This is a genomic window from Asticcacaulis sp. (assembly GCF_020217185.1).
In the GTDB taxonomy this organism is placed as follows: Bacteria; Pseudomonadota; Alphaproteobacteria; order Caulobacterales; family Caulobacteraceae; genus Asticcacaulis.
In genome coordinates, this window is the sequence record NZ_JAIWNX010000166.1 from 1 (window position 1) to 10,000 (window position 10,000).

Consider the following 10,000-nt stretch of genomic DNA (forward strand, 5'->3'; position numbering starts at 1 on the left):
CTGCCGGAATTCTTCAACATCAAATACCCCTTCCCGGCCAATGAGCCCTTCATCCCGCACGATATGATCGAGGTGGGGTCGTACAAACGCAGCTTTACAGTCGCGGCCGACTGGGCCGGGCAGGACGTGTTTCTGCATATCGGGGCGGCAGGCGCGGCTTACTACATCTGGGTCAATGGCGAGAAGGTCGGCTATTCGGAAGACTCCAAGCTGCCGTCCGAATTCAACGTCACCCAATTCCTCAAGCCCGGTCACAATGAGATCGCGTTGGAAATCTACCGCTACGCCGACGGCTCCTATCTGGAGGATCAGGACTTCTGGCGGCTGTCGGGCATTGAGCGCTCGGTCTATCTCTATGCCGAACCGAAGACGCGCCTGCGTGACTTTACCGTGCGCGCCACGCTCGACAAGACCTATACGGACGGCGTCTTTGCGCTGGAGGCCGAACTGGCCGGTCAGAAAGGTGCGGCCACAGTGACCGCCACCGTCTATGACGGCGAGACGCAGGTGCTGAAAACCTCAGCAAAAGCAAATGTTGGCAAGCCCGCGCAACTGAGCGGCACGCTCAAGGGCGTCAAGGCGTGGACGGCGGAAACGCCCAACCTCTACCGGCTGGTGATCGAGGTCACCGACGCCAAGGGCAATCTGATTTCGGCCACCTCGAAAAAGATCGGTTTCCGCACGGTGGAAATCCGCAATGGCGAGGTGCAGGTCAATGGCAAGCGCATCCTGATCAAGGGCGTCAATCGCCACGAGCACGACCCCAAAACCTACCGCGTCATGACGCCGGAGCTGATGCGCAAGGATGTCGAGCTGATGAAGCAGGCCAATGTCAACGCCCTGCGCACCTCACACTATCCCAATGATCCGTACCTCTACGACCTCGCCGACGAATACGGCCTCTACATCATGGATGAGGCCAATATCGAGAGCCATGAATATATGACGCTGGGCCGCGACACGGGTAATGTCAGCGTGCAACTGGGCTACAAGCCGCACTGGGCCGCCGCGCATCTGGATCGCGTGAGCCGTATGGTCGAACGCGATAAGAACCACCCCTCGATCATCTTCTGGTCACTGGGCAATGAGACGGGGGTTGGCCCCAATTTCGAGGCCGCGGCAAAATGGGTGCGCCAAAACGATCCGACGCGCCTAATATCCTTCCTCGGCTACAGCGCCCTGACCGAAGAGCACAGGCCCAATGCCTATGTCGATATCTACGCGCCGATGTACGACGATATCGACCGGATGCGCGACTATGCCGAAGACCCGCAATTCACCCAGCCGATGATCCAGACGGAGTATGCCCACGCCATGGGCAACAGTCTGGGCAACTTTGCCGACTATTGGGAAACGATCCGCGCGCACAAAAAGCTTCAGGGGGGCTTTGTCTGGGACTGGGTCGATCAGTACGTCTATGCCAAAGACGCCAAGGGTCGCACCTATTGGGCGTCTGGTTTCGACCTTAATCCGAAGCACGGTGACAACAGCGTCATCGGCGACGGTGTGATCAAGGCCGACCGCGACCCGGACCCCGAATATTACGAATTGCGCCACGTTCAGGCCCCGCTGGCCTTTCATCGTGATGCCACCGGCACGGTTTCCGTTCAGAATCGTCACGATTTCATAGATTTATCGGGCTATGAGCTGCGTTGGGAACTGGCGGTAGGTGGCCGTATTCAAACCGGCGGCACGCTGCCGACGCCTGTGGTCAAGGCCGGTGAAACGAAGCCACTGACTCTGAACCTGCCTGACCTGCCCGCCGACGGCGAAGCCATCCTGACCCTGCGCGCGGTTTCGCGTGAGGGCGCGATCAAAGGCGTGCCGGGCGGAACCGAGCTGGCCTTTGGTCAGTTTATCCTGCGTCCGGGCACACCCCTGCCGTTGTTAGCGGCGGGTGGCGTTCAGGTGTCGCGCACGTCTGAGGCCCTGTCGCTCAAGGCCGCCGCCCGTCAGTTGACGGTAGACCTGCGCACCGGTCTGATGCGTTACGAACAGGGGGGCCGTCGCCTCCTCAGCGGTGGGACGCCCAACTTCTGGCGCGGCCTGACCGATAATGATGTCGGTATCGGCCTCGCCAAAAGTCACGCCGACTGGAAGCACTATTCCACCACACGGCGTCTGCTGGGCACCGACAGTGGCCCCGACCGCATCAAGGTGCGCTACGCGTTGGGTGAAGGCGGCGGGCGCTTTGACATCACCTATCAGATGGCGGCCGACGGACAGGTCGATGTCACCGCTGACTTTGTGCCGTTGAAAGACGATCTGCCGGACCCGCTGCGCGTCGGTCTGCGCTTTGATTTCGATGCGGCGCTGGACGGGCTGAACTGGTACGGGCGCGGGCCGTGGGAAAGCTATGCCGATCGCAAGACGGGCGCGGCGCTGGGGCTCTATAGCGGGTCCGTACGGGCGCAGTATCACGACTATGCCCGCCCGCAGGAATCCGGCAACAAGACCGATGTGCGCTGGCTGAGCCTGTCTGATGCGTCGGGCTTTGGTGTCCGCGTCAGCGGGGCGCAGCCATTGTCGGTTAATGCCCTGCCATTCCCCTATGAGGACCTCTATATGCGCCCGCAAGGCACCTGGAAGTCCTCTGACATCACGCCGCGTGGTGACGGTTCGCTGCTGGTCGATATCGCTCAGGCGGGTGTGGGCGGCGATACCGGCTGGAACAGTATTGGACGCCCGCTGGTCAAATACCGCATCCCTTTGCAGCCAGTCAGCTATCGCTTCCGCCTGACGGCCACCGAAAAGACGAATTAAACAGAGGAAACCCCATGTCACGAGTCTGGCTTTTTTCGACCCTGCTGCTGGCCTGTTCGGGCGCGGCCTCGGCGGCGGACACCACCCTGTTTGACGGTGCGAAGCCCCTCAGCATCGTCCACGACAAGAACGAAACCGTCTCTCTGGCGGCGCAGATGCTTTCGGATGACCTCAAGGCCCTGACAGGGCAGACGGCGAAGGTATCGCAACGCCTGTCTGACTGTGCGCAGGTCTGCGTTGTTATCGGCCGTTTTGATGCGCCTGTCGTCACGCAACTGGCCAAGGCGGCGGGCGTTGATCCGCTGGCGCTGAAAGGCCAGTGGGAGCGCTATGGTCGGGTGGCCTTTGCGCATCAGGGCAAGACCTATGTGCTGATATACGGCTCCGACCGGCGCGGCACCGTCTATGGCGTCACCGACCTGTCGCGTGAGCTGGGCGTGTCGCCCTGGGAATGGTGGGCGGATGTCAAGCCACGCCGCGTCAACCGCCTCGCTATCGACGGCGCGCCGCGCCTGTCGAAAGCCCCGTCGGTGCAGTATCGCGGCATCTTTCTGAATGACGAGGACTGGGGCCTTGAGCCGTGGGCGGGCAAGACTCTGGAGCCGGAAGTCGGCAATATCGGGCCCAAGACCTATAGGCGTGTTTTTGAGCTGATGTGGCGATTGAAGGCCAATACGCTGTGGCCGGCCATGCACATCAACACCGTGCAGTTCTATGGTAATAAGGCCAATCCCAAGCTGGCCGACGACTACGCGATTGTCATGGGCACCTCGCACGCCGAGCCGATGGCGCGCAACAATCTGCGCGAATGGGATGAGGCGCGCAGTGGCCCCTTCAATTTCAAGGTCAACCGCGACAAGATCCTCGACTACTGGCGCACGCGCCTGAAGGAGACGGCCCGCGACGAAAACATCTACACGGTAGGTCTGCGCGGCCTGCACGACGGCCCCATGCAGGGTGCCGATACGCTTGAGGCGCGCAAGGACGTGCTTCAGTCGGTCATCGGCCTGCAACGCGACCTGATCCGCTCGACCTTCGGCAAGGCGCCTGAGACGGTGCCGCAGGCCTATGTCCTCTATCATGAGCTACAGGAAGCCTATGATGCCGGGTTGAAACTGCCCGACGATGTGACCCTGATGTGGGCGGACGACAATTACGGCTATGTGCGCCGCCTCAGCAATCCGGAGGAACGCAAGCGGTCCGGCGGCTCCGGCGTCTATTACCACCTGTCCTACTGGGGCCGTCCGCACGACTATCTGTGGCTCGGGACAACGCACCCGGCGCTGATCCATGCCGAAATGCAGAAATCCTATGCGCTGGACGCCCGGCGCATCTGGATCGTCAATGTCGGCGACATCAAGCCGATCGAGTATCTGACGGAATATTTCCTCGATCTCGCCTTCGATGCCGACCGCTTTGCCGAGGCCCCGCGCGATCACCTGACGAAATGGGCGGCGGAGCAGTTTGGGGCCGATAAGGCCTCAGAGATCACCGACCTGATGATGGGCTATTACGACCTCGCCTTTGAGCGGAAGCCCGAATATATGGGCTTTTCCGAAACCGAGCCGGTAACGCCGGTGACGGAGAGCGATTTCGTCAAGCCCGATGGCGAAAAGGCTCAGGCGCGTCTGAAGGCCTATGCCGATCTGGTGGCCCGCGCCGAGGCCGTGGCAAAGACCCTACCCGCCGATCGTCAGTCGGCCTTTTTCGAGATGATCCTCTATCCGGTGCGCGGTGCGGCCAATCTCAACAGCCGCAAACTGAACCTCGATCTGGCTAATCTCTATGCCCGTCAGGGCCGCGCCAGCGCCAACGCCTATGTGGCGAAAGCCAAGACAGCGCATCAGGCGCTGGTCGCCGATACGGCCACTTATAATGGGCTGGAAAACGGCAAGTGGAACCATATGATGGACATGGCCCCGCGCAAGCTGCCGGTGTTCCTGGAACCCATCTGGCCGCAATGGTCGGTGTCGCCTGAAAAGGGCTGTGCCGCGGCGGTCTCCGGCGGCTGGTGGAACGACGAAAACGCGCTGACCTTTGTGACGGGTCAGCCGCGCAGCCGCGTCATCGAGCTGTTCAGCCGCGATACAGAGGCGCGCGACTGGTCGTTGAAGGTCACGGGTGACAGCCTCAAAATTTCCGATACGAGCGGGCGTCTGGCGACCGATAACGGTTTTGAGCAACGCCTGACCGTCTCCTATAACGGCGGGGCGTCCACCGGAGCCATCGACATCGCCTGCGGCGGCAAGACGGTGCGCGTCTATACCAAGCTGCTGCCCGCTCCGGCCCAGACGCCGTTTATCGAAAACGACCGCCGGGTGATCATTCCGCTGGCCACACAGAGCGGTGACGACTGGGAGCGGTTGGAGGGTCTTGGCCATTCCGGCAACAGCCTGCGCTCACGCCTGACCCTGCCCACACGCGCGACGCCTGCGGGCACGCCCCTGACCTATAGTTTTACCACCTATAGCGCCGTGGGCGGCACTTTGAGCGTCGTGGCCCTGCCGGTCCATGCGCTGAACCCGGCCACAGGCCTTAAGGTCGCGGTGCAACTGGATGACGGCCCGGTGCAGGTGATGGACTTTGCGACCGTGGGCCGCAGCGATGTCTGGCGCGGCAATGTCCTGACCAACAAGGCCATTCAGACACAAGCCTTCAAAAAGCTGGAGGCCGGGGTACACGCGCTGAAAGTCTGGCCACTCGATCCCGGCGTGGTGCTCGACTATGCCGAGGTGAAGCTCGATGGGGCCGACAAATATTATGGCGTGATCGAATCCCACTGACGGGCCTTGCCAAAAAAAGTCCGACAAAATAAGGTTTGGATATAATCAGCGGTTTTCCAAATAAAACAAAAGGACGATGCCATGAAGATGACGAAACGCGAGTGGTTCCGTGGCAGCGCCGGTCTGGCGCTGGCCTCGGCCATGCCCGCCGGGGCGGCGGAGCTGGTCGAACCGGGCTTTGACCAGATCGCCGACGGGCCGTTCAAGCCGCAATGGGCGTCGCTGGAAAGCCAGTATCAGGTGCCCGACTGGTTCCGTGACGCCAAGTTCGGCATCTGGGCGCACTGGGGGCCGCAGTGTGTGCCGGAAGCGGGTGACTGGTACGCGCGGGAAATGTACTTGCAGGGCAGTGGGTCCTATAAGCACTTCGTCAAGACCTATGGTCACCCGGCGGATACAGGGTTTATGGACCTTTTGCCGCGCTGGAAGGCGGAAAACTGGAACCCGGATGAGCTGCTTGATCTCTATGTCAGCGCCGGGGCCAAATACTTCATGTCAATGGCCAACCATCACGACAATTTCGACATGTATGCCTCGCGCTTCCATGACTGGAACTCGACACGTATCGGCCCGCGCAAGGACATTGTCGGCATCTGGGAAAAGGCGGCGCGTAAGCGGGGCTTGCGCTTTGGCGTCTCCAACCACTCCGCCCACGCCTGGCACTGGTTCCAGACGGCCTATGGCTACGACCCCGAAGGCGCGCGTCAGGGCGAACGCTATGACGCCTATAAGCTCAACAAGCTGGACGGCAAGGGCAAGTGGTGGGAAGGCCTTGATCCGCAAGAGTTCTATGGCGGGGCGGTCATGCCGCTCCCCGATGGCTTCGACAGCATCACAACCGCCAATGCCTGGCACGAGCTGAACGACCGGGTGTGGGACGAAAAGCCACCGCTGCGCAATCCGGCCTTTACGCGCCAATGGTATCTGCGCTGCAAGGACCTGATCGACAGCTATCGTCCGGACATGGTCTATTTCGACAATTTCGACCTGCCGCTGGGGCAGGTCGGGCTCGATATCACCGCCCACTTCTACAATGCCTCAGCCAAATGGAACGGCGGCAAGGTCGAGGCCGTCGTCAACATGAAGCCGCACGGCCCGTTCAATGGCGGGATCGTCGCCGATGTCGAGCGGGGCTCGAAGTCCGGTATCGACGCGCGGCCGTGGCAGACCTGCACCTGCATCGGGCAGTGGCACTATAACCGCCGCCTGTACGACGAAAAGAAGTACCGCCCGGCGGCGGATGTCATCCATCGCCTGTGCGACATCGTCTCTAAGAACGGCAATCTGCTGCTCAGCGTGCCGGTGCGCCCGGACGGCACGATTGACTCAGAAGAACGCAAGATCGTCGAAGGCATCGGGTCGTGGATGTCACGCTTCTCTGAGGCCATTTACGGCACGCGCCCGTGGCGGGTGTTTGGCGAAGGTCCGACTCAGGTCGGCGCGGGTATGTTCGGCGAAAGCGCCCAGAAGCCCTTCACTGCCGAAGACCTGCGCTTCACCACGAAGGACAAGGCCCTCTATGCGATCACGCTGGGCCGACCGGCACAGACGGTCACCATCCGCTCGCTGCAAGGGGGCGCTCAGAAGCGCGTCAAGCGCGTTGAGGTGGTGGGCAGCCACGATCCGCTGACCTTCCGTCAGAGCGCTGACGGTCTGGTCGTCGAGGTTCCGGCTGCGGCCAGCCATGAGTTTGGTGTCGTCCTGAAAATCTACGGCGTGGTGTGATAAGAAAGGGGGCAAACGCCCCCTTTCGTTTAACCCTTAAAGCTCAAAACGGCCTTTTGCCCGTCATAGAGGTAGCTGCGGGTGCGTGGCGGGTTTTGCCCGTCGATCAGCATAAGGCGTAGCTCGCGTTTTTGCACCATGCCGGGGAAGCGGCCTTTGCGGGCCCCGATGCTGAGGCTCTGCGTCGCCTGCGACCAGTTCAGCGTATAGGTGCTGTAGGCGCCCTTTTCGTAGTCATAGGTTTCGTTGTCGTCTTCATAGAGCGTGAAGGTGGCATCGGCCCCGGCATAGATGCGGACCTCATAGGGTGCATCGGGTTGCTCGGTGGCGTACTGCATGACCGGCCCCAGAGGCAGGATCGAGCCTTCGCGGATGAAGAACGGAAACACATTGAGCGGGGTTTCGCGCGTCACGCTCTGACCACCCGCGACCTTTTCACCGCTCCAGAAGTCGTACCAGCCGGTCGAAGCGGGCAGGTAGGTACGCGTATTGAGATCGGTGACCTTGCGGTTTTCAGCGATAGCGCGCAGATCGGCAGGCGTGCGCCACGCCAGACGCAGGGATCGGCCGCCGGTCGCCTGATAATATTCGATCTTCACCGCGACGGCCTGTCCCTGTTTCAGGGTCAGTTTGGTGCCATTGTAACGCGCCGCGCCATTCGCCCAGTCTTCGACTGCCAGCTTACCGTCGATGAAGAGACGATACCCGTCATCACCTTCCAGCCCCAGTTCAAACGTGCCGTCTTCCGGGGCAATAATCTGCCCTTCCCAGCGGGCGGAGAAGCTGTTGAGACCACTCAAGCCGCCCGGTGCTTCGGCCAGAGGCGGCCCCGGCCAGGTGTGATCGAGCCTGGCGTCGATGACCTTGCCCTTCGGCGTCTCGAAATTCTCACCCTCGAAATATTGCCCGGCCAGCCCCGGCCGGCCGTCCGGCGTGCGCAGCGCCGATGCGGGGATAGTGGTCGCTGGCGGGTCCTGAAGATTATACATGGCGCGCGTCACCGGCTGCACCAGACAGGCCGGGCCGAACATGAAGGTGTCGTTGATGTCGTACACCTTCGGATCGTGCGGGAAGTCCATCGGCAGGGCGCGCATCAGCGTATAGTGCGAGGCGGTCACCTGCCAGCTCAGGCTATAGATATAGGGCAGCAGGCGGTAGCGCAGATGCACGGCCTCCAGAAGCGCCGCATAGACCGTCGGGTCCAGTGTCTTGAAGATATAGGGCTCGCGCTCGATACTGGTGCCGTGCACGCGCATCAGGGGGTTGAAGACCGCAAACTGGAACCAGCGCGCGAACAGCTCTCTATAGGCCGGGTTCTTTTCGCCGCCGGGGAAGGTGGTGACGAAGAAGCCGCCCGTATCCTGCGTCCAGTAGGGATTGCCGGTGATGGTGACGTTGAGGCCGCCGGAAATCTGTTCGGCAAAGGTCTTCCAGCTGGCGAAGATATCGCCTGACCATGAGGTGGCCGCCGTGCGCTGCGCTCCGGCCCAGGCCGAGCGTGTCAGGGTCAGGACGCGCTTATTGCCGGTGGCCCGCTGCCCGTCGTAGGTGCCTTGCGTCGTCATCAGGGTGTAGGGGTTGAGGTAGCGCGTAAAATCGCCCATGGCATTGACGCCAAGGCCCTTGATATCGGCCTCCACTTCGGCCGCGTCCCAGCAGGCCGTGCCCACCTCGACCTCGGTGCCGTCCATCCACAGGGCATCAACGCCCTTGTCCAGCAGGCCGTGCTTGATGTGCTTGAAATAGATCTGCCGGCCCTTGGCGCTGAAGGCGTCATAGATGCGCGCCTTTTTGGAGATCCAGTGCAGCGGCTTGAAACGCAGGCCGTAGCTGTCGAGTTCTTTCGCCAGCGCCGTATCATTGCCGACGGACGGCCAGATGGAGATCATCAGTTTCAGGTGCAGATCATGGATTTTGCGGATCATGCCGTCGGGATCGGGGAAGCGTTCCTTGTCCCAGATCATACCGCTCCACGTACCGTCCTTGTCTGAGCCCCAGTATTGCCAGTCCTGCACGATATAATCGAGCGGGAAGCCCTCCTTGCGGAAGGTCTCGGCCACCTCGACCAGACGCTGCTGCGTCTTGTAGCGTTCCTTGCTCATAAACAGGCCAAAGGCCTGTTTCGGATACATGGGCGCGGTCCCGGTCAGGGTGCGGTAGGCGGCGATGACCTTATCGGCGCTGCCGCCGCCCATGAAGTAGTAATCCACCCCGCCCGGAGCGCTTTCGGCCCACAGCGTCGCGCCGTCCGCGCCGTCAGAAAAGCGCATCTTGGAATAGGTGTCCCATAAGATGCCGTAGCCTTCGGACGACACCATGACCGGGATGATGATGCCGGTATTGGTTTGCACCAGAAGCAGGTTCTGACCGCGACGGTTCAGCGTCGCTTCGTTGACATAGCCAAAGCCATAAATGCCTTCGCCGGGTTTCAGGGTGAAGCTGTTTTCGACCTCATAGCTGGGGGCGTCCTGCAAGGTGACCGGGCGAATGGCCTGCGGTGACGTGGCGCGTTCGCGCGTATAGAGGCGGCCATCGGCAGACAGAAAGCTCAGGGCGCCCGACGCCTTGTCGATCTCAATGCTCAGGGCCGCGCTCTTGATCCGCAGCGTGGTCTTGCCGTCCTCGATCTGGAAGGCGACGGATTTGGGGTGGCCGAGGATGACGATACTTTTGTTGGCCCAGTGGTTTTTGCCCAAATGCGCGTTCACCCGCACCGTGGCGGGGCCATA

4 protein-coding genes are annotated in these 10,000 nt (G+C 61.5%); 3 read left to right on the forward strand and 1 reads right to left on the reverse strand.

Annotated features, from left to right (window positions below; translation table 11 throughout):
* From LDL37_RS08250 to LDL37_RS08260, 3 genes are all read left to right on the forward strand, one after another.
* The coding region (locus tag LDL37_RS08250) for a glycoside hydrolase family 2 TIM barrel-domain containing protein (protein ID WP_290796593.1) at nt 1–2,763 on the forward strand (2,763 nt) is incomplete at its 5' end.
* Between the two features lie 14 nt (nt 2,764–2,777).
* Complete coding sequence (locus tag LDL37_RS08255; protein ID WP_290796596.1) at nt 2,778–5,546, forward strand: glycosyl hydrolase 115 family protein; 2,769 nt, start codon at nt 2,778–2,780, stop codon at nt 5,544–5,546.
* Between the two features lie 81 nt (nt 5,547–5,627).
* On the forward strand, nt 5,628–7,271 hold the full coding sequence (locus LDL37_RS08260) for an alpha-L-fucosidase (protein WP_290796599.1): 1,644 nt from the start codon (nt 5,628–5,630) through the stop codon (nt 7,269–7,271).
* 29 nt (nt 7,272–7,300) lie between these two features.
* On the opposite strand, the gene LDL37_RS08265 is transcribed toward LDL37_RS08260, so the two are convergent.
* Nucleotides 7,301–10,000: TIM-barrel domain-containing protein (locus LDL37_RS08265; RefSeq protein WP_290796602.1), on the reverse strand; the 2,700-nt coding region annotated here is incomplete at its 5' end.

Bases quoted from the DNA above. Each gene is read 5' to 3' on its own strand.
- LDL37_RS08255 (WP_290796596.1), top strand. From the start codon at position 2,778: ATGTCACGAGTCTGGCTTTTTTCGACCCTGCTGCTGGCCTGTTCGGGC.
- LDL37_RS08260 (WP_290796599.1), top strand. From the start codon at position 5,628: ATGAAGATGACGAAACGCGAGTGGTTCCGTGGCAGCGCCGGTCTGGCG.